The organism is Flavobacterium suzhouense, from assembly GCF_042684765.1.
GTDB lineage: Bacteria > Bacteroidota > Bacteroidia > Flavobacteriales > Flavobacteriaceae > Flavobacterium > Flavobacterium suzhouense.
Genome location: NZ_JBHUMD010000017.1, coordinates 48,917 through 70,781, shown reverse-complemented (window position 1 = coordinate 70,781; position 21,865 = coordinate 48,917). Strand labels below are relative to the sequence as shown.

Here is a 21,865-nt window from a genome sequence, read left to right as displayed (position 1 = left end):
TAAATTATGACTTCCATAAATAAAAAAGAATTGTCTGCCGAACAGTCTGATGGGCTTATAAATGTTCTTAAAAACCGTTTTGAGAAAAATATGTCCCGCCATAAAACAATTAAATGGGAAGATGTACTTAGCAGGTTAAAATCGAATCCTGTAAAACTCATGGCGCTGGATGCTATGGAAGAAACTGGAGGTGAACCTGATGTAGTAGGACAGGATGAAAAAACAGGCGAATACCTTTTTTATGATTGTTCAGCAGAGAGTCCTAAGGGACGCAGGAGCGTTTGTTACGACCGTGCGGCATGGGAATCAAGAAAAGAACACAAACCTGAAAATACAGCGATGGATATGGCTGCTGAAATGGGTGTCGAAATACTTACGGAAGCGGAATATCGTTTTATGCAGACCTTAGGAGAATTTGATACTAAAACTTCAAGCTGGATAGCAACTCCGCCGGAAATAAGAAAACTAAAAGGAGCCGTTTTTTGTGACCGCAGGTATAATACCGTTTTCCTGTATCATAATGGTGCAGAGTCCTACTATGCGGCAAGAGGGTTCAGAGCTGTTTTGAAAGTATAGTTTTTAGGATTCAGCTTTTAAAAATCGGGTGTTTTTACCTGAACTTTCAATGGTGTAGATAATTAATTTTGGGATGTAACCAATTAATTATTTACTCAATGGATATTAAATTAAACTTTATAAATAACTCAAACGATGCTAATAACAGCTCTGTGGTTATTTTTCAAAAAAATGTAGCCAGCGATTTTGAAGAACTTGCAGTTGCATGGCAGGTAATAAAATATTGTGGGCAGGGAGACAATCATCCTTTTACTTATCCAATGCAAACTACGATAGGCGCTTCCGATAGCTGGGGTAATTTTACACCACAATTGCCGGCTAATCAGGGGCAGATGTTTCAGATGTCGTTAAATGCATCGGGTGATGTAATATCACTTGCAGGACAAGCTACAAGCATTCATGAAATACAGTTACTGAATAATCTTTCTAAAGGAGCAATAAATGCTAATATTTATAAAAATGGTAAACTTTTAGCAACAAAAACAAATGTGGCTCCACAGCAGAGAGCGGTTTTTGAATTTAAGCCTACCATCTGGATAGGGGTTGTTTCACAAGTTAACCAAGGTGAAGTTATGAATTCAGCAATTATTTCCCAGGTTAATACGGAATTGAATCTTTTCGGGATTGCTTCGGCAGATATTGTAATGACGGGAGGTGGTTCGGGACCAAATGCCCAGCCTTTTAATTTTACATTAGAGAATATAAATATGTTATAAATAAGGTTGCAGGTTCTTAGCCTGCAACCTTATTCAATTCTTCTTTTTTATAGTATTTCTTCCGGTGCTCATAAAGTACCTCAATAATCCTGTCCGGTTTTTTCCATTCAAAAAGATGAATTAAAAAGATACCTATTTTCATGAGACCTTTACGTTGCACGATTAGTTTGCCCAAATCTTCAATGGTGCTATCTCTTTCAGTAATAAAATTAATATAGTCATCACCGTTTTTGGTGTACAGATCGGTCGCAAATCCCCAGGCACCGTCGCGGGCATTACCCAAACTGAATTGTACCAGCATAGAATTTGATTTGGTTCCTGTAAATCCGATAACTGATAAAAAAGGAGAAATCAGGTTGAGTTTATTGAATATACTATATGTAAGTGCTGCCAAAATGTTGTTTATTGCATTGTAATCCCTGCGTAAATCATTCATATTGCCGCCATTTTTTGCGGCTTCTACTACCGCAATGCCAAGGTCAAAATTAATGTGGGCATTCATTCCTAAAAGCAGGTGGTGCAATACCAAATTTGAAGAGCCTGAAAGATTTTCAAAAGCAATCTTCCAGGATTTTGAAATTAGAAGGCTGTTTGGGTTTTTTTTCCATTCCCGGGCGGCAAAAATATACCTGTTAGCGAATAATACATCGAGATTGGCCAGTCGGGAACCATTCTCGAATAAACCGGCGTCTAGATCTTCTTTTACCTTTAGGGTTACGCGATGGTATAGGGCAGCAAAATATCCTATCCTGTCCTTTTCTTTTTCAGCTGTGGTTATTATTTCTTCAAGCTGTATAAGTACATCTTCTATTGTTGTAGCAGTAGCTTACGTTGTCATTGGTTGGTTTTTAAATAGTTGGTTGCTATAAATATACTCAATTTAAACAACAGCACCGAGCTATAAAAAAACTGCCGGAGATTTTACTTTCCGGCAGCTTATATTGACATGATTTTTATTTTAATTCTTCGAAGTCGTTTTTCAGGGCTTGTTCAATCGCTCTGAATTCGTCATTCAGCTCGTTGGCTAATGCAGGAACATCTGATGTTTCTGCTTCATAGGTTAGTTTGTTGCAAATGTTCTTAGCTTTTTCATTTTCCAGCATTTCAAACGAAGGCTTGATGTTATGAGCGATGGCACCTACGGTTTTATAGTCAGATTCTTCTACTGCGGTTTTTAATTCTTTCATCTTTTCATTAACCGATGTCATAAAGGTCTGAAGCAGGTCAATCATAAAATCGTGATTGCCTACCGTGATGGTTTCAAGATATTCTAATGAATATACTTTTAATCCTGATGCCGATGATGTGTTAGGCACCAATGAGTTGCTGAGGCCTTTTAAAGCTATAGATGTAAAAGGCTTATCGATATAATTGTGGTTGCCTTCTTTTGGTTTACCCTCACCCAATTTACTTATTATAACAGGCAGATTGCTTTTAAGTTCCTGTCTTATATAATCAAAAGTCTGATATGCATTAAGTGGCGTGGCATCTTCAGCGATTACGATAGCAAGTGCATGATCATTCTTTTTTAACCATTGTATAGCTTCATAGCTGCTTCCAACAACTTCAGTTGTCAGGTTTTCTCTTTGAGCCAGCTTAGTGAAGTTTTCTCTTTCGGCAGGGTTGCTTTCAACCAGTAATATAGTGTTCATGCTCATCGTCGTAATTATTTATTGGGCTTGTTTTTCAATATACGGCTTTATAAGATATTTTTTTACAATATTTTTTAAAGCTTCATAGTCAATAGGCTTAGTAATATAATCGTCCATTCCCAATTTTAAACATTCTTCTCTTTCACCCAGCAGTGCTCTTGCTGTAAGCGCTACAATAGGAGTATGCAGTCCAGGTGTTTCATTTTCTATTAAGCGTAGTTTTTCGGTTGCTTCAAAACCACTCATCTCAGGCATTTGTATGTCCATAAAAACCATGTCTACAGTATTTTCCTGATATGCTTTTACAGCCTCAAGGCCGTTTTCGGCAAGAATGATGTTTGCATTAGGAACAATCTTTTGAATAATGGTCTTAGCAAGCATTTGGTTTACAGGGTTGTCCTCGGCGATCAGTACATTGTACGGTACATCAAAACCTGCTGTAGCTTCGTCGAGGATATCTCTTTTCATGGCATCGTCGTTGGCATGAATATTATCGAGAAGTTTAAATAACTCGTCAGAAACTATTGGCTTGGTAACATTAAAGAATATCTCAAGGTCAATACACGCCTGGATCAGTTTTTCGTCATCAATAGAACTATGCAGCAGCATTACCGGCAATTTGTCGGGGCCAAGCTGCAATGTTTCCCTAATTTGTTTAACCAAGTCGGTACCTGTTAGATAAGGCATATTGTAATCTACAATTGCTAAATCAAAATCGGTATTGTTTTCCAGAATTTCTAAAGCTTCAATGCCATTAGAAGCCAGGGTTGTCTTTATTTTGGCAACCGCAAGCATCTCCTTTAAGATAAGAAGATTGTTAGCGTTGTCATCTACAAGCAATACATTTTTAACCTTAAGCTTAGCAGTACTCATAGGTGAGTTACCTTTTTCGGTTTTAAAACGCACCCTGAAAGAAAAAGTACTTCCTTTTCCAACTTCGCTCTTTACCTCAAGGTTACTGCCCATAAGAGCAAGAAGCTTGTTGCTTATGGTTATTCCTAAGCCGGTTCCTCCATATCTGCGGGTTGTAGAGGCATCTTCCTGATCGAAGGCATTAAATATCTTGTCTATATTCTGTGGTGCGATGCCTATACCCGTATCCCTGATGGAGAACGAGAACAGCATCTGATCGCTATCTTTTTCCGGAGTAGAGCGTACTTTTAGCTCTATCTCTCCATGGTTTGTGAATTTTACAGCATTCCCTAACAGATTTACAAGTACCTGTCTGAGTCTTACAGGGTCGGCATATACAAACCTGTTTACTTCCGGGGCAATGTCTAAAAGTATTTCCAGTGCTTTGGCGTGTGCCTGGTGTTTTACAATATCAATTGACTGGCTGCAAAGATTAATGATATCTGTCTTTTCTTCGCTAAGTTCAAGCTTACCGGCTTCGATTTTAGAGAAATCCAGAATGTCGTTTATGATATCAAGTAACGAATGAGCCGAGGTATTTACCATTTGCATGTATTTTTTCTGGCTTTCGTTCAGTTCTGATTTCATCAATAAATCGGAAAATCCTATTACCCCATTTAGAGGAGTTCTGATTTCGTGGCTCATATTCGCAAGGAATTCCGATTTTGATCTGCTGGCCGCTTCTGCCTTATCGCGTTCCTGCATCAATGATATTTCCAGTTGTTTAAGGTTGGTAATATCAGTAGCCATACCAAGGAAACCTGTAATTTCTCCATCCTGATTGCGTACAGCCGTAATTACAAGTTGTACCGAAAAAAGACTTCCGTCTTTTCTTCTAAAGGTCCATTCGCTGGCCTCATGCTTGCCTTGCCTTGGCCTGTAGGTAAAAATTTCAAAACCGCTGAATGGCCTGCCATATTTAGCCTCAAGTTCGGCGCCTCTTTTATCCACTTCCTCGGGAATGTGAAATATCCCAACATTATGTTTGCCTATAAGCTCTTCGGCTTTATAGCCTAAAAGGTTTTCGGCTCCTTTGTTATACTTTATAATTGTTCCGGTAGTATCGGCCTGTATGATAGCTACCTGAGTAGTTGCGTTCATAAAGGTTTCCATTTCATTCAGGCTCTCTTGAAGCTCTTGCTCAGTTAATACCCTTTCAGTAATGTCGTTTATTTGCGAAATAAAATATAAAGGGTTGCCTTCAGTATCCTTAATAAGGGAAACATTAAGCAAACCGTAAACAATATTACCCTTTTTGTGGATGTATCGTTTTTCGATACTATATGTTTTTATTTTATTTTCGAGGGTTTGTTGTAGTAATTGTAAATCGGCATCAAGATCATCGGGATGTGTTAAATCCTGAAATGTTAGTAAAGGAAGTTCTTCTGGGGTATATCCCAGAATTTGCGAAAGTGCCTGATTAACCATCAACCACGAACCGTCTAGTCCCACAAGAGCCATCCCGTTTGGTGAATATTCGAATGCACTAATGAAACGACTTGAGTTTTCAGACGAAATCTCTTCCATTCGTTTGCTCACCGTAATATCTTCAATCTGCGTAATGATAAGATCTTCCGAAGGCACGGCACCACGTACCATAGATGTGTTTACCCTGCACCATATAAGCGCGCCGTGTTTGGTGTAAAAACGGCACTCCATAGTATAATGAGGCATCAGCCCTGAAACCATGAGTTCACGGTTGCTGTCTGCCTTTTCAAGATCTTCCGGGTGTATAAGATCTCTATAGGTCATATTACTCATGGTTTTTCGGTCTTCATCTGTAAATCCGAATATCGAAAGTACAGCAGGGTTTGCCATGAGCAGTGTGCCGGTTTCGGCCTCTATAAGTACAATTCCTATAGAAGAATTATGATAAATCGTTTCAAAACGTTCTTTACTTAAGTTGTATTTAAACTCCTGAAGCTTTTTGTCTGTAATGTCCTGTAAAGCGCCATGGAGTTTTACGCATACACCATTTTCCATGTGAGGAGTTCCAAAAGCACGAACCCATTTTTCATTACCTTTATTAGAGATAATCTTAAGCTCCGCATCAAATGGTTTTCCTTCGAGTACAGCTTCTTTAAAAAGCTTTTCCATAGTTTCCCTGCTCCAGCCTTCTTTATAAAAACTAAATCGTTTCCTGTCAGGAGCACTTGGGTTATAAGTATAGTCCAGCTCAAGGATGTCATATATTACACTCGTCCACGTCGATACGTCGTTTATAACATCATATTTCCAGCCGCCAACCTTTGATAGCTGATTCGTAGCGTTGTAAATTTCATTTTGGTTCTTTAATTCTTTAATCTGATCGAGAAGAGAATCGGTCTCAAGGCGTTCTATACTGCTGAATTTTACAATCATTCTGGGTTCATTCTCACTATTTACGAAAAACTTGCCCGAAGTATGTAGTATAATTGTTTGTCCTGAATCATCTATAAAGTTCAGTACATTATTAAAATCTTCTTCTTCACTAGTTTCTAAAGATTTTTTAAGTTCATCAACCAATCCTGAAAATTTACTCAGATAGAAGGCAAAGGGTACAGTAGGATTCTCGATGTTGTAACCAAGAATTTTCCAGAAAGCACCATTTATCCAGATTTCATCCGGCTGTTCGGGATCGAGGAACCAAAGCCCATGATGCGAATCGTCAACCAACCAGTTGAATAATTCGGGATTTTCTTTAAGTAAATTTTGGAATTCGGCCTTGAGTATGTGTGACATATTAAAAAAATCTCAGGATAATGGAGTTGAATTAAAAATAGTACAATGCAAACTTAAAAACAAATTAATTATAATAAATACGAGAAAACCGTCCGGCAGGTGCAGTTCATCGATTAAAAATGTTAATCATCCTTTAAAAGATTCGGCTGAAAAACATTAAGTGTTTAATTTTGAGTAAAATAAATTGTTATGGAAGTTTATTTTGTAATACTCAGATTGCCGGATAATTGTGGCCATAAATTTATAGACGGCGTAAGTCCCCACCATTTTTGGGAAAAAACTTCCCGTGCGCTGAACGAAAAACAGGCTCAAATCGTCTCCGTGAGGACAGATACCGGCGGAGCAGAAGAATTACGGGATTATGTAACCGGTAAAGATTTTTCGAGTTATTTTGTTTTTTATCTCATGATGGAAAAACAGGATATTAAAAATCATGAGCTGATACTCCAAAAAGCGGATGATATTATTAAAGTAGGAAATAGCGAATTGCTTATTGATGCCGATGATAATTTTCAGCTTGTCACAATCGACTATAATGATGTATCTGATTTTCCACAAAATTTAGGGAGTGGAAACCCGCAGTTGTCGGCCTGATTGCTTTGCTTGGTAACATAATCTTGTTGTTTAGGTTAAGTAAGGGTAATCTCACGCTAATGTTTGCTTTACATGTGTGCTATAGTTTCGCGGCATTAACACAAAAAGCAAATCACTATAGATGAAAAAACTACTGGTATTACTCTTTTTAGTAACAGGATTATCGGTTTTTGCCCAAAAAAATGGGGTGATTTCCGGAAAAATCACTGATAAGGATGGAAACTTCTCTTTGCCCGGAGCAACAGTAAGAATTAGCGAAAGCAACCGCTATACGGTTTCTAACCAAACGGGCGATTTCGAATTTCTTAATATCCCTGCCGGAACTTATCAGGTTGAGGTACTTTACCTTGGATATCAGACACAGTCGCAACAGGTAAATGTTGAAGAGGGAAAACACGCCGTGATAAACTTTGTATTAGTTAGCGGTTCATCAACACTTAATGAGGTTGTGGTTGTAGGAGAAGCTTTGCGAGGACAGGCAAGAGCGCTTAACCAACAAAAAAACAACAGTAACATTACTAACGTGATATCTTCTGATCAGGTTGGTCGTTTCCCGGATTCCAATGTAGGTGATGCGCTTAAGCGTGTACCGGGTATTACAATGCAAAATGACCAGGGTGAGGCACGTAATATAATCATACGTGGTCTGGCGCCATCATTAAACTCTGTTACTCTTAATGGTGACAGAATACCATCGGCAGAAGGGGATAACCGTAATGTACAGATGGATCTTATACCTTCGGATATGATCTCAACTATTCAGGTAAATAAAACCCTTACACCTGATATGGATGCTGATGCGATTGGTGGATCTGTAAATCTTGTTACACGCGCCACTCCAAACGGGGAGCGTATCTCGGCTACTCTTGCCGGAGGATATAGCCCAATAAGACAAAAGCCTATTTATACTGCTGCCTTTGTATATGGTAACCGCTTTATGAACAATAAACTTGGAGTTGTTGCGAGTGGATCATACAACGATAACGACTTTGGGTCTGATAACATCGAGGCTACATGGGTTCAGGATGATTTTGGGAATACTTATGTAGAGCAACAGGCTATACGTTACTATAATGTTCAGCGTATAAGGAGAAGTGTGTCGCTTGCAGCAGATTTTAAATTTAATGAAAGCAATACAATTTATGCTAATGCCATCTATAACTGGAGAGATGATCGCGAAAACAGATATGCGCTTACTTATGATGACATGGAGCCAATTTATAATGGTGAGACAATAGCAGGTTTTACCGGTAAGGTAAAACGCGAGAACAAAGGGGGTATAGACAGCGACCGTGGCAAAAGCAGAAGGCTGGAGGAACAAAAGGTGCAAAATTACTCACTTCGTGGAGAGCACTTGTTGAGCCCTAAAGTAGATATGGACTGGTCGGTTAATTATGCTACGGCTAGTGAGTATAAACCAAACGAGCGCTATATAGAGTTTGAACAGGAAGATCTTGAAATGACTCAAAACTTAAACGATTATCGTAAGCCTTTAGTAACAACTACAGGTGAAGATCTTTCTTCATTTGCACTTTCGGAGCTTACTCAGAGTACTGATGATACCGATGAGAGCGAACTTGGGGCTAAGGTTAACTTCCGTTTTCCATTATCAGTTATCGAAGGGCAAAAAGGACGTTTAAGAACAGGTCTTCGTACGAGGATAAAAGATAAACAAAGAAATAACAGTTTTTACTCTTATGAGCCTACTGCCGGAGATCTTACGCTTGCCGATGTCCCTAATGTATACTACAGCGGAAAAAACTTCAATCCGGGCGAAAAGTATGTGTCTGGTAACTTTGCAACAGCAACATACCTAGGTGGTTTAGATCTTAACAATGCATTACTTTATGATAAAGAAGCCGATCCGTCTGAATATCTTGCCGTAAACTATAAGGCAAAAGAAAATATTTATGCCGGTTATGTGCGTTGGGATCAGGATTTCAATGATAAACTATCGATGATAGTAGGAGCACGTGTTGAAACTACTCATATTGATTATACAGGTAACAGGGTACTTGACGAAGAAGAGCTTGAAGGGGTTATAGAAAATACCAATACTTATACCAATGTATTGCCAAGTCTTTCGTTTAAATATGATGCTACTCAGGACTTTATTTTAAGAGCTGCATTTACTACCTCATTAGCAAGGCCTGATTATTATGCGCTTGCGCCATATATTAACAATATCGCTTCAGATACTGAGATTATCGCAGGTAACCCGAACCTGAAATCAACATATGCGTATAACTTTGACCTTATGGCTGAAAACTATTTCAAATCTGTAGGTCTTGTTTCGGGAGGGTTTTTCTACAAGAATCTTAAAGATTTTATCTATACTTACAGCAACAATCAATATTCTGCTGCTGACTTTGCTACTGATTTCCCTGGTCAGACTAATCCGGTTCCGACAGGTGAGCAGTGGACACTTGTTCAGCAAAGAAACGGTGATAATGTAGATGTTTACGGTTTTGAAGTGGCTTTCCAGCGTCAGCTTGACTTCCTTCCGGGCTTTATGAAATACTTTGGTATTTATGCTAATTATACTTATACTGATTCTAAAGCTAAAGGTATTGCCGATGAGGATGGTAACGAACGTAAAGACGTTAGCCTTCCAAGAACAGCACCACACATGTTTAATGGTTCATTATCATGGGAGCACGGACGTTTTTCAGGAAGGGCCTCGGTTAACTTTACATCTGATTATCTTGATGAGTTAGGTTCGGATGAGTTTAACGATAGCTATTATGATAAACAATTGTTCCTGGATATTAATGCGTCATTAAAGGTTACTAAAAACCTGCGCATTTTTGCAGAGGCTAAGAACCTTACAAATCAACCGTTACGCTACTATCAGGGAGTGTCGGCCAGAGTAATGCAGCTTGAATACTATCAGGCAAGATTTAATTTAGGTCTTAAGTTCGACCTGTAGTTTTTGATTAAAGATTTAATATGAAAAAAATTATAGCACTTTTTATATGCACAGCCTTTTACTTTTCATGCAGCAGTAAGCTTGCAGCAGTAAGGGAAGATGCTATAAAACCCACAGAAGTTACCCAGCAGACATTACATGACACCGATGATCCTGCTATTTGGATCAATCCGGAGGATGCAACAAAAAGTCTTGTAGTAGGTACCGATAAAGATACTGATGGAGGTTTATACCTGTTTGATCTTAACGGTAAGATCCTAAAAAAATCGACACCTCTTTTAAGACCTAATAATGTTGATATAGCTTATGGGCTTATGATAAACGGTAAAAAAACAGATGTAGCGGTTACTACGGAGAGACTAACAAACAAAATAAGGATATTCAGCCTGCCGGATCTTGAGCCGATTGACAACGGAGGTATAGAGGTTTTTACAGGTGAGGAATTGCGCGACCCTATGGGGGTGGCACTTTATACACGTCCTTCGGATAAAGCAATATTTGCCATCGTTGGAAGAAAGACAGGGCCTGCAGGAACTTACTTATGGCAATATGAGCTTTCCGGAAAAAGTGGGCATGTAACCGGAAATGTGGTTCGTAAGTTTGGCCAGTTTAGTGGTAAGAAAGAGATAGAAGCTATAGCGGTTGACAACGAGCTTGGTTATATATACTACTGCGATGAACAGGCAGGCATACGTAAATATCTTGCCGATCCGGCAGCAAAAGACGATACACAGCTTGCCTTTTTTGGGATGAAAGATTTTAAGGCAGACCACGAGGGTATTGCCATCTATAAAAAAACAGCATCAACAGGTTATATACTGGTGTCTAACCAGCAGGCTAATACCTTTATGGTGTATGCGAGAGAAGGTTCAAACGGTAACCCGAATGAACATACATTGCTAGCCGAAATTCCTGTATCTACCGTTGAATGCGATGGTGCCGATGTTACCAACCTAAATCTGGGTGGCCGATTTGGTAACGGTATGTTTGTAGCCATGAGCAACGGAATGACTTTTCACTATTACAGTTGGGACGATATACAGCCTCTTATTGATGCAGGCAAAAGATAATATGTTAGTTTAGTAGGTTTAGTTTAGGAAAAAAATCCTCTTCTCTTATTTGAGAAGGGGGTTTTTTGTTTTATGGCAAAGCCAAAAGTATATCCTCGGTCATAATGTCCTAATTCTCGGTCACATATTGCGAATTCTAATTTGTAAAAAAAGCAGGTAGGATTTATAACTAATTTCGGGTTATTAATAAGTGCGATATAGTTATTGTTTTCTTTTTTTGTTAAAAAGGAAACGATGTTTTATTTAGTTAACATTTCTCAATACAGATGAATAAGAGAAGATTAGGGATAGGTATAGTTGTTTTGCTGGTTTTGGTTTCAGGCCTGCTATATGGCTACTATGGTTTTTTATATAAGCCGGTAAGAAATATTGAAGCCGAAAGATCAGCTTTTGTAATGCCAGCTCACAAGCTAGCGGTAGAATATACCTCAGACAGCGGTAAAGCAGATGGAAATTATCTTAACCAGACTATTGAAATTAAAGGAAAAATAACCGAAGTAAGAGATTCATTAATAATACTTAACGATAAAATAGTATGTGGGTTTGATGCAATGCCTATGAATGCCGATGTAAATAAAGATATTACCGTAAAAGGAAGATGTATTGGGTTTGACGAGCTTTTTGGCGAAGTGAAACTCGATCAGTGCACGATTAAACAATAATTAACACATGAAGCGATTTTTTGTAACTGCAGTTTGTTTTTTAGGTATGGCAACAGCCCATGCTCAGGAAGACCTGCTGTCTGAACTTGACTCTACACAGGTAGCCGATACCTATGCTACGGCTCCATTTAAAGCTTTGCAGATTGTAACTCTGCAAACCACCAAGATGGCAGCTAAGAATGAATTTTATTTTGTAGTCTCTCACCGTTTTGGAAGCGTTGAAGATGGTATTTCCGAATTTTTTGGTTTAGACCAGGCAACAACAAAAATTGGAGGTATTTATGGTATTACCGATTGGCTTTCGGTAAGTGCTTCACGTCATACACTTTCAAAAGTATATGAAACAGGTGTAAAATACAGGCTGGCAAGACAAAGTGCCGATTTTCCTGTTGATATCGTAGGATACAATACTATCGATATCAATTCGGCTCTTGAAGAAGATGATTATCCGAAACTTGAATTTGCCGACAGGATGTCTTATATAACACAGCTTTTGGTGTCAAGGAAAGTGACCGACAGATTATCGCTTGAAGTGGTGCCTTCATACATTCATAAAAACCTTTATAATCCGGAACTGGAAAATGATAACCAGTTTTCTTTGGGAGCAGGAGGACGTATGAAGTTAACCAAGAGGCTTTCGCTGAACATGGAGTATATGTACAATTTTGATAAGCCTGATTTTTATGTAAATCCGCTATCTGTTGGACTGGATATAGAAACGGGTGGACACGTATTTCAGTTACTGTTTACCAATTCGCAATCGATGACAGAAAGTGGTTATGTAACCAATGGTACTGGAGATTGGGGTAAAGGTGATTTTTTCTTTGGGTTTAACTTATACAGGGTTTTTTAATATGAAAGCGAAAATAATTTTAAGTACGGCATTTTTAGCAATGGCTCTGTTCAGTTGTGATTCGCATACGTATGAAGAGATCAGTGAAGAGATAGTGATTGAAGGTGATGTTACCTACAATGCCAATGTAAAATCGATAATAGATGCTAACTGTGTAAGCTGCCATAGCAACGGAAATGTTGCAGCTTTCAGGCCACTTACTAACTACAATGAGGTAAAGAATGCGGTTGAAAACGGTGGATTGCTTGAAAGGATACAGTTGCAGGATGCCGAGCCGGGTGTTATGCCGCAAACAGGCAGGATGTCTCAGGCAAAAATAGATGTAATACTACAGTGGAACCAGGATGGTTTGCTTGAAAACTAAATATAAAATGCTATGAACAGATATTTAGAAATAATGATATGTATCGCCTGTCTGCTTCTTTCGGCAGTTATCTACGGGCAAAAATACAGTACCCGAAGTGGTAATCTTAAGTTTGAGGCATCTATGCCGTCATTTGAAGAAGTGGCAGCCGAGAACAAAACGGCATCGGCTGTTTTAGAACCTGCTAAGGGTGATTTTGCGGTATTGGCACTAATGAAAGGCTTTCGTTTTAAGGTTGCTCTGATGGAAGAGCATTTTAACGAAAACTATGTGGAGTCTGACAAATATCCTAAAGCTACTTTTACAGGAAAGGTAGAAGGACTGGATGTTTCGAAACTTACAGCAGAGCCAAAAACGTATCCAATTTCGGGAGATCTTACGCTGCATGGCAAAACAAAAAAGATTACTGATAATGCGAAAATCAGTAAGAGTGGAGACAAGATTGTAATAGTGGGAAGCTTTACCGTAAAGCCTGCTGAATTCAATATAGAAATACCCAAACTGGTTAGCGGTAAGATTTCTGATAAAGTAGAAATAACATATAATCTGGCTTTAGCCAAATAAAAGAATTATGAAAAAACTAGCTTTTTTACTGTTGCTTGTATCTGCACTTAGCAGTGCACAGACCAAAACCAAAGATGTATTTGATGTTGCCCGTTCGGGTAGTGTTGAAGAAATGAAGGCGTTGGTAAAAATAAAGAAGGACACTATAAATGCGATTAACCAAAGCGGTTTTTCTCCGCTGATACTCGCTTGTTACAGAGGGAATAATGCCGTGGCAGAGTATTTAGCTAAAAACGTAAGGGACATAAACTACAATAGTCCGAGCGGCAGTGCCCTTGCAGCTTCTGCAGTAAAGGGCAATACCGCTATCGTTAAGGTATTGCTTGATAATAAAGCTAACCCTGATGTTGCCGATGGCACAGGTATGACGGCACTTTTATATGCTTCGCAGTTTGAGAATAAAGAAATGATCCAGCTATTGTTAAAATATAAGGCTGATAAAAAGCTTACAAACAACGACGGTAAATCGGCTATGGATTTTGCTGTTTTCAATAAGAATCAGGAAATCATAGAGATGCTTAAATAGAAACATAAAACCAATATAAAATAAAAACTAAGCAATGAAAAAACTATTACTACTTACAGCTTTACTCGCCGGGGCGGCAGGAGCGTATGCCCAGAGTAAGGCAACAGCTGTAGTTACCCTCACCTCGGGGATGACTGCAAAACTGGAGCTGAATAATACGACCAGTACGGCAACCCTTACATTTACAGGTCCGTCAGACCGATGGTTTGCTCTTCAGATAGGTTCTTTTACTAATAGCGGCGGTATGCAAAACGGAACTGATGTGGTGTACTGGAACGGAACTACTCTTGTAGATGGAAATCAAAACGGACTTGGATCTGCTCCAAGTGCCGATGCAACAAACGACTGGACAAGCACGAACTCAGTATCGGGTACTACAAGAACCATTATTGCTACAAGAGCTTTTAATACCGGTAGTGCTGACGATTTTACTTTTGTGTATTCCGATATCAATGTAGATTTTGCCTGGGCAAAAGGTAGTTCGGCAACAAATACACTTATCAGTCACGGAACAAGCCGTGGGTATAGTCTTAATAACGCTTACAACTGTATTGCTCCATCAGCTCCAACGGCAACAGCACAAACATTTTGTGCCGGTGCAACGGTAGTAAACCTTGTAGCTACAGGCGAAGCCGGTGCAACTTTTAAATGGTATGCAGCAGCCACAGGAGGTACGGCATTAGCTTCAACAGCTGTACTAACTACTGGTACTACTTATTATGTATCGCAAACAGTGGGTGAGTGTGAAAGTACAAGAACTGCTGTTGCGGTTACTGTAACTACAGTGCCTTTGCCACAGACGGCAGATACTACGCCAGATTTTTGTTCAGCTTCCACTATTGCAAATCTAACAGTAACAGGTCAGGCTGGAGCTACATTTACATGGTATAATGAGCCAAATGGCGGAACAGTATTGCCAACAACTACTGCACTGGCAGGCGGTACGAATTATTATGTATCGCAAACAGTAAACGGATGTACAAGTGCAAGGCTAATGATTACGCCTCAGTTTGTTCCTGTGCCAATGCCAACAGCCAGTGAGTCTCAGTCATTCTGCTCAGAGAGTCATGTGTCAGACCTTGTGGCTACCGGACAGGCCGGTTCTACTATAAGTTGGTATGATGTGGCTACTGGCGGTACTCCTCTTGCAGGTACAACTTTACTGGTAGCAGGAGACTATTATGTGTCGCAAACTGTAGGCTCGTGTGTGAGCGAAAGAAAGCATATTGTAGTTAGTTTTACAACGCTGGATGCACCAAGTGTGCCTAGCGAGACAGCTACTACATGTACAGGTTCGACGATTACTTCACTTACGGTTACAGGATTATCAGGTGCTACATTTACCTGGTATGAAAATGAAACGGGAGGAAATGCTATTCCAACTTCTACTGTTTTAGTAGATGGTGAAGATTACTATGTTACCCAAACTGTTGGAGAGTGTGTAAGTGGACGCCGAAAAGTAATTATAAATATTGATGAGCTTCCTATTCCGGTTGCTGAGGAAAACCAGTCAATATGTGCAGGTTCTGAAGTTGAAGATATTGAGGCAGAAGGTCTTGCGGGGGCAGTGCTTACTTGGTATACAACTCCTGATGGTCCTGCTCTTGATGAAGAAGCTGTTGTAGAAGCTGGAACATATTATGTGAAACAAACACTTAACGGATGTACAAGCGGTGCTAAAGAGGTAAACGTGACTATTCTTCCGGCACCGAGTATTCCGGGAGGTAATGCAGTTCAGGAGTTTGAAGCTGGTGCTACGGTTAGCGATTTAGAAATTACTGTTGCTGTAGGAGCAGAAATACAATGGTATGTAATGGATGGAGATGAACTTGAAGAAATAGGATCGGATCATTTACTTCAGGATGGTGTTACTTACTATGTGACACAAACAATTGAAGGATGTGAGAGTGAGCCATTAGCTATTACCGTTGAACAGGTTCTTGGATCACCTACATTTACCCTTAAAAATCTTGTAGTGTATCCAAACCCTGTTGTTGATAAGCTTACAATATCTTACAGTGAGCCTATCACTGAGATTTCAGTTATAAATATGCTTGGACAGGTAGTAATGTCTAAAAAAGTGAATACTGATAAAGTTGAACTTAATACAGAAAAACTGCAAAACGGAAGTTATATCCTAAGGGTCGCTACAGCTCAGGGAATTGCTTCGATAAAAGTAGTTAAGTAATGAATCTGATTGGTTTATTCGAGAGGCCTCTGCGAAAGCAGAGGCTTTTTTATTTAAAAAAACACAAAAGTTTGCTGACAATCATTATTGCTTTATACTCAAATAAAAATGTACTTTTGGCGCACTTAAATCATACTATAACCATGAAAAAATTTTTATTTGCAGCATTGTTATTTGCTTCGGTAACGGGCTTTGCTCAGGATGTTAAGATTAAAAAAGGTGACTTCAGTTTCTTAAAAGATCAAAAGGAGCTTAATGTTGAATTTGATTACAGTCACCTGAAGCTGATGAAGGAAAATCTTACAGAGGCTCAATATGTAGAGAAAAGGGTAAACGACCTTAATGAAAAAGATAGAGGTAACGGCAACATCTGGAAAAAGAAATGGGTTGCTGCACCTCAGATGATATGGAATCCGAAGTTTTTAGAGCTTTTGACTAAAACCTACGGTAAAGAAAAAGATGTTACTATTGAAGAAGGTCTTGCCACTGCTAAATACACGCTTATTGTAGATGCTGTATGGATTTATCCGGGATGGGACGCAGCTATAATGAAACAGCCGGCAAAAGTTTCGACAGTGCTTCGCTTTGTTGAAACATCAAATAAAAGCAATGTTATAATGGAAATTGAAACTGAAGAAGCTCCAGGCGACCAATGGGGCAGTAACTTTAGTAACGAATCAAGAATTGGTGAAGGTTTTGCCAAAACTGCCAAAACAATTGGTAAGATGATCGTTAAAAAGTTAAAATAAGCAGTTTGTGAAATAATAAAAAGCGCCTTATTCGGCGCTTTTTTCGTTTTGTAGCATATATGCCATGGATTTTATTACCCGGTCGTGTTTTTTTACAAAAGGATTTTCTTCATCCCAAACATAACCTGCAAGTACCGAACATATTTTTTGTTTTACATCAGGATTTTCAGGTTGGTGGAAGAATAATGTCTGGAGGTTTCCGGTGTACCATTCTTTTACGTAGGTGGCAAACACATTTACCCCGCGTCTCATATAATCTGAATATTCTGTTTCCCAGTCTACCTTTTCGCCGTTTCGTTCTTTAAGGAATAGTTTTGCCGACAGCATTCCGGACTCGGTTGCAAAACATACGCCTGATGAAAATACTGGATCAAGGAATTCTGAACTGTTTCCGGTAAGCGTATAGCCAGGCCCATATAGTTGCGTTACCGAACAGGAATAGTTTTCTATTTTATGAGGTTCAAATAAAAAGTCGACCCCTTCAAAGCGATCACGATAAAAATCAGATTGCGCGATTATTTTTTTAAGAGCCTCTGTGTTATTGGCTCCGCCAATAGCATTTATATAACTTGTAGGTCCTACAACGCCTATGCTGGTGTTGCCATTTGAAAACGGAATGACCCATAGCCATACTTTTGTTTCAAGAATGTCAAAAGTAATTTGGGTGCCTTCAACTCCTACAGGTCTTTTGATGTCTTTTACATGGGTAAACATCGAAGAGTTTTCGGGTATAGACGATGGAGCATCAAGTTTTAATATTCGTGGCAATACACGCCCGTAACCGCTGGAATCAATAATGAATTTAGCATGTATTTCGCGGGTAACACCTTCTTTGTTTCTAACTGTTGTAACCGAGTCAGTTCCGTTAAAGACGACATCAAGCACTTCTGTTTCAAATTCAAGATCGATACCTTTTCTAACAACTTCTTCCGCAAGGGTATTGTCAAAATCGGCACGAGGCACCTGCCAGGTCCAATCCCATCCGTCACCAAATTTTATGCTGAAATCAAACACACAAAGTTCTTCGCCTCTAATGAAGCGTGCACCAAATTTTTTCTCAAAATCTTTTGCGATAAGGGCGTCAAGCAGTCCGGCTTCCTCAAAATGGTCCATCACCCTTGGGATAAGGCTTTCGCCGATTACAAATCGTGGAAATTTAGAACGTTCAACAACTTTTACCTTTACGCCATTGTTATGGAGATAAGATGCGGCAACACATCCCGATGGCCCTGCTCCAATAACTAGTACTTCTGTGCTCTCTTTTAACATTTACAGGTTGGATTTGTCATAATGTTTTCTTAAAAAACTCTACATTTGTAACCCTGTAAAAATATGAGAATTTTGCATATCTTGGAAATTATATTTTTACAGAAAGCCAAGTAACCTAATTAATGACAGAATGAGCAGTATAAACCAATATTTAAGCCTTAAAGAATTTGAATTTATTGTATTTGGAGGCAGTAAGGTAGAGGTTAGTGATGATGTGCTTAAGCGAGTGAGGGAAAGTTTTGATTTTTTGAAATCATTTTCCGAAAACAAAATTATCTATGGTGTTAATACCGGGTTTGGGCCTATGGCACAATACCGGGTTGAAGATAAAGACAGAAATCAGCTGCAATATAATTTGATAAGAAGCCATGCGTCTGGAACAGGCAGGCCGTTATCTCCTGTTTTTGTAAAGTCGGCAATGCTTGCCAGGCTTAATACCTTGTCCCTTGGTAATTCAGGAGTTCATGAATCGGTAATCCACCTCATGAAAGAATTCATAAACAGGGATATTACACCACTGATTTTTGAGCACGGAGGTGTAGGGGCGAGTGGCGACCTGGTTCAGCTTGCACATTTGGCTTTAGTGCTTATAGGAGAAGGGGAGGTGTTTTATAAAGGCGAACGAAAAAAGACCGCAGAGGTTTTTAAAGCAGAAAACTTAAGCCCTATAAATGTTGAGATAAGGGAAGGTTTGGCTCTTATGAACGGTACATCGGTAATGACGGGTATTGGTATAGTTAATCTTGTTAATGCTAAGAAGCTTACGGAGCTTTCCCTGAAGTTTTCGGCAGCCATAAATGAAGTGGTAAGAGTATATGACGACCACTTGTCGGCAGAACTGAATAGTACTAAACTGCATAAAGGTCAGCAGGAAATTGCAGAGCGCATGAGAAATCATGTAGAGGGAAGCAAACTTATCCGTAAAAGAGCGGATCATTTATACACAGGAGAAAATCAGGAAACCATTTTTAAGGAAAAGGTTCAGGAGTATTATTCGCTGCGTTGTGTTCCTCAAATATTGGGGCCTGTGCTGGATACTATTAATGAAACGGCTAAGGTACTGGAGAACGAAATCAATTCTGCCAACGATAATCCTATTGTTGATGTTAAGAACAGGCAGGTATATCATGGCGGTAATTTCCATGGCGATTATATTTCACTTGAAATGGATAAGCTTCGTCTTGTGGTAACTAAACTATCAATGCTTGCCGAGCGTCAGCTAAACTACCTGATGAATGCTAAAATTAACGAGCTGTTGCCTCCTTTTACGAATTTGGGTAAGCTTGGGTTTAATTTTGGGTTACAGGGTGTTCAGTTTACAGCGGTTTCTACAACAGCGGAAAATCAGATGCTTTCCAACTCTATGTATGTACATAGTATTCCAAACAACAACGATAATCAGGACATAGTAAGTATGGGGACTAATTCAGCCGTCCTTACGGCTAAGGTTATTGAGAATGCCTTTGAAGTTCTTGCTATAGAGATAATGGCCATTGTTCAGGCGATAGATGCGCTTGATTATAAAAATGAAGTTTCTCCTGCTACCCGAAAAATATATGATGAGGTAAGGGCAATATTACCTGTCTTCTCTGAAGACAAACCAATGTATCCGTATGTGCAGGAGATTAAAGACTACCTGATGAAGTAATCAATCAATCAACCAATACAATCATGAAAAAAATTCTGTTCTTTCTAATTTTATGTACTCAGTTATCATTTGCTCAGGAATTGGCGCTTGTCAAACAAAATGGTAATATAGGTTATATCGATAAGACAGGTACTATGGTTATCAAACCTGCTTATGGCACGGCAAGAAGCTTTTCGGATGGACTTGCCGCGGTAAAAGACCAGTCTAAATGGGGATTTATAGATACTAAAGGAAAATGGGTTATTCCTGCTACCTTTGATGATGCGGAAGACTTTAACAGCGGACTTTGTGTTGTGCAAAAAGATAAGCAGCGTTTTTATATCAATAAAAAAGGCGAAACTGTAAAATCGCCGGCAACCGATAAGTATTTTAGCTTTCAGGGAGGAGTAGCTTTCTTCAGGCAGGCTAAAAAAGTGGGACTTATCAATCCGAAAGGAGAGGTAGTGCTGGAACCTAAATATGATATTATAAAAGAGTTTGAGGGTAACTATGCCCGCGTGAAGAATAATGATCGTTGGGGAATTATAGATAAAACAGGAAAACAAATTGTAGAGCCTTTATATGAAGAGATTGGTAATTACTTTAAAGGGGTTACCTGGGCAAGAAGGGGTAAAGAATTTGGACTGGTTATTGGAGGGCAGTTTAAGGTTATTGAAGGAGCCGATAAAATATGGGATTTTGAAAATCAGGATAATACGTATGCCCGTAAAGGTGGAAAAATAGGTTTTATCGATACTAAAGGGAACTGGATTATTGAACCTAAATTTGATAAGGCCAGAGCTTTTAATAAAGATCTTGCTCCTGTATGTATAGGTAGCAAATGGGGATATGTAAATATTCAGGGAAAAACGGTTATTGAGCCTGTTTATAATGATGCTGAAGTTTTTAGTAACGATGGCCTTGCTCCGGTTAAAGAAAAAGACTGGGGTTTTATTGATGTAAAAGGAAAAATGGTAATACCAACAAATTACTCCATTAGTATTGCTTTCAGTTTTTTAAGTTCTGATGCAAAAGGGTTTGTTAAAGGTGTAGCCAGAGTGAAAAATAATGGTAAATGGGGATTCCTGGATACCAAAGGCATGCTGTTGGGTAATCAGTGGTATGAGAATGCAGAATTATTTAATTAAGACAGGTAACGAATGAAGTGTGCATTAGTAACAGGTGGATCGAGAGGAATTGGCAGTGCAATTTGCCAAAAACTTGCGGCAGACAGCAATTATCACATATTGATTAACTATCAGTCGAATGCTGCCGCTGCGGAAGAAACCCTGAAAAAAGTTATTGAAAACGGAGCCACAGGCGAGCTTATCAAATTTGATGTGGCTAATGCCGATGAGGTTAAGGATGCACTGGGGCAATGGCAGGAAAACAATCCTGATGCAATAGTTGAGGTTATAGTAAATAATGCCGGCATTACAAAAGATGGTCTTTTTATGTGGATGTCACAGGAAGACTGGTCGAGTGTTATAAATACCAGCCTTAACGGTTTTTATAATGTGACAAATTTCTTCATTCAGAAATTGCTTAGAAACAAATATGGCAGGATAATAAACATGGTTTCGGTTTCGGGGGTAAAAGGTACTCCGGGGCAAACCAACTATTCTGCTGCTAAAGGTGCTGTTGTGGCTGCAACCAAGGCATTAGCCCAGGAAGTAGCAAAACGAAATATTACTGTTAATGCTGTAGCTCCGGGTTTTATAAAAACAGATATGACCGGTGACCTTGACGAGAAGGAACTTGTAAAAATGGTTCCCGCGAATAGATTTGGAGAGGCAGAAGAAGTAGCGGATCTGGTAAGTTTCCTGGCATCGAAAAGGGCTGGATATATAACCGGAGAAGTGATTAATATTAATGGTGGGATTTATTCATAAA

The 21,865-nt window shown here is 39.1% G+C and carries 19 protein-coding genes; 15 read left to right on the top strand and 4 right to left on the bottom strand.

The annotated features are described in order from the left end of the window. Window positions 1-6: 6 nt before the first annotated feature. Both ACFSR3_RS09300 and ACFSR3_RS09295 read left to right on the top strand, forming a co-directional pair. Window positions 7-576, top strand: a complete 570-nt coding sequence (locus ACFSR3_RS09300) for a DUF4256 domain-containing protein (protein ID WP_379820728.1) — start codon at window positions 7-9, stop codon at window positions 574-576. A 98-nt stretch (window positions 577-674) separates the two neighbouring features. Next, the gene (locus tag ACFSR3_RS09295) at window positions 675-1,292 is read left to right on the top strand and encodes a hypothetical protein (RefSeq protein ID WP_379820727.1); all 618 of its coding nucleotides are present in this window, start codon (window positions 675-677) and stop codon (window positions 1,290-1,292) included. A gap of 16 nt (window positions 1,293-1,308) precedes the next feature. Here ACFSR3_RS09295 and ACFSR3_RS09290 read toward each other — a convergent pair whose 3' ends face one another. The 3 genes from ACFSR3_RS09290 to ACFSR3_RS09280 all read right to left on the bottom strand — a co-directional run bounded on the left by ACFSR3_RS09290 (window position 1,309) and on the right by ACFSR3_RS09280 (window position 6,577). After that, the gene (locus tag ACFSR3_RS09290) at window positions 1,309-2,103 is read right to left on the bottom strand and encodes a DUF5995 family protein (RefSeq protein ID WP_379820747.1); all 795 of its coding nucleotides are present in this window, start codon (window positions 2,101-2,103) and stop codon (window positions 1,309-1,311) included. 142 nt (window positions 2,104-2,245) lie between these two features. Beyond that, entirely contained in the window at window positions 2,246-2,950 is a 705-nt protein-coding gene (locus ACFSR3_RS09285) for an Hpt domain-containing protein (protein ID WP_379820726.1), read from the bottom strand. A gap of 12 nt (window positions 2,951-2,962) precedes the next feature. Further along, window positions 2,963-6,577: a PAS domain S-box protein gene (locus ACFSR3_RS09280; protein WP_379820725.1), complete on the bottom strand. Its 3,615-nt coding sequence runs from the start codon at window positions 6,575-6,577 to the stop codon at window positions 2,963-2,965. 189 nt (window positions 6,578-6,766) lie between these two features. Between ACFSR3_RS09280 and ACFSR3_RS09275 the strand changes: the two genes are divergently transcribed. From ACFSR3_RS09275 to ACFSR3_RS09230, 10 genes are all read left to right on the top strand, one after another. Next, window positions 6,767-7,171: a hypothetical protein gene (locus tag ACFSR3_RS09275; RefSeq protein WP_379820724.1), complete on the top strand. Its 405-nt coding sequence runs from the start codon at window positions 6,767-6,769 to the stop codon at window positions 7,169-7,171. 121 nt (window positions 7,172-7,292) lie between these two features. Next, the gene (locus ACFSR3_RS09270; protein ID WP_379820723.1) at window positions 7,293-10,100 is read left to right on the top strand and encodes a TonB-dependent receptor; all 2,808 of its coding nucleotides are present in this window, start codon (window positions 7,293-7,295) and stop codon (window positions 10,098-10,100) included. Between the two features lie 20 nt (window positions 10,101-10,120). Further along, window positions 10,121-11,170, top strand: coding sequence for a phytase (locus ACFSR3_RS09265; protein ID WP_379820722.1), 1,050 nt, complete (start codon window positions 10,121-10,123; stop codon window positions 11,168-11,170). Window positions 11,171-11,436: 266 nt separating this feature from the next. After that, window positions 11,437-11,832 carry an OB-fold protein gene (locus ACFSR3_RS09260; protein WP_379820721.1) on the top strand — a complete coding sequence of 132 codons (396 nt, stop codon included), beginning with the start codon at window positions 11,437-11,439 and terminating at the stop codon, window positions 11,830-11,832. A gap of 7 nt (window positions 11,833-11,839) precedes the next feature. After that, complete coding sequence (locus tag ACFSR3_RS09255) at window positions 11,840-12,685, top strand: DUF5777 family beta-barrel protein (RefSeq protein ID WP_379820720.1); 846 nt, start codon at window positions 11,840-11,842, stop codon at window positions 12,683-12,685. A gap of 1 nt (window position 12,686) precedes the next feature. Beyond that, the gene (locus ACFSR3_RS09250) at window positions 12,687-13,049 is read left to right on the top strand and encodes a c-type cytochrome (protein WP_379820719.1); all 363 of its coding nucleotides are present in this window, start codon (window positions 12,687-12,689) and stop codon (window positions 13,047-13,049) included. Window positions 13,050-13,061: 12 nt separating this feature from the next. Beyond that, window positions 13,062-13,613, top strand: a complete 552-nt coding sequence (locus tag ACFSR3_RS09245; protein WP_379820718.1) for a YceI family protein — start codon at window positions 13,062-13,064, stop codon at window positions 13,611-13,613. Window positions 13,614-13,620: 7 nt separating this feature from the next. After that, on the top strand, window positions 13,621-14,139 hold the full coding sequence (locus tag ACFSR3_RS09240) for an ankyrin repeat domain-containing protein (protein WP_379820717.1): 519 nt from the start codon (window positions 13,621-13,623) through the stop codon (window positions 14,137-14,139). 34 nt (window positions 14,140-14,173) lie between these two features. Beyond that, entirely contained in the window at window positions 14,174-16,327 is a 2,154-nt protein-coding gene (locus ACFSR3_RS09235; protein WP_379820716.1) for an Ig-like domain-containing protein, read from the top strand. 143 nt (window positions 16,328-16,470) lie between these two features. Next, complete coding sequence (locus ACFSR3_RS09230; protein ID WP_379820715.1) at window positions 16,471-17,076, top strand: hypothetical protein; 606 nt, start codon at window positions 16,471-16,473, stop codon at window positions 17,074-17,076. A 27-nt stretch (window positions 17,077-17,103) separates the two neighbouring features. On the opposite strand, the gene ACFSR3_RS09225 is transcribed toward ACFSR3_RS09230, so the two are convergent. Beyond that, complete coding sequence (locus ACFSR3_RS09225) at window positions 17,104-18,345, bottom strand: NAD(P)/FAD-dependent oxidoreductase (protein WP_379820714.1); 1,242 nt, start codon at window positions 18,343-18,345, stop codon at window positions 17,104-17,106. Window positions 18,346-18,475: 130 nt separating this feature from the next. Between ACFSR3_RS09225 and ACFSR3_RS09220 the strand changes: the two genes are divergently transcribed. From ACFSR3_RS09220 to fabG, 3 genes are read left to right on the top strand one after another with little or no spacing between them, the layout of a single operon-like run. Then, complete coding sequence (locus ACFSR3_RS09220) at window positions 18,476-19,993, top strand: HAL/PAL/TAL family ammonia-lyase (protein WP_169521952.1); 1,518 nt, start codon at window positions 18,476-18,478, stop codon at window positions 19,991-19,993. A gap of 23 nt (window positions 19,994-20,016) precedes the next feature. Then, complete coding sequence (locus ACFSR3_RS09215; protein WP_379820713.1) at window positions 20,017-21,120, top strand: WG repeat-containing protein; 1,104 nt, start codon at window positions 20,017-20,019, stop codon at window positions 21,118-21,120. A gap of 12 nt (window positions 21,121-21,132) precedes the next feature. Continuing rightward, entirely contained in the window at window positions 21,133-21,864 is a 732-nt protein-coding gene (gene fabG / locus ACFSR3_RS09210; RefSeq protein WP_379820712.1) for a 3-oxoacyl-ACP reductase FabG, read from the top strand. The last annotated feature ends 1 nt before the right edge of the window (window position 21,865 follow it).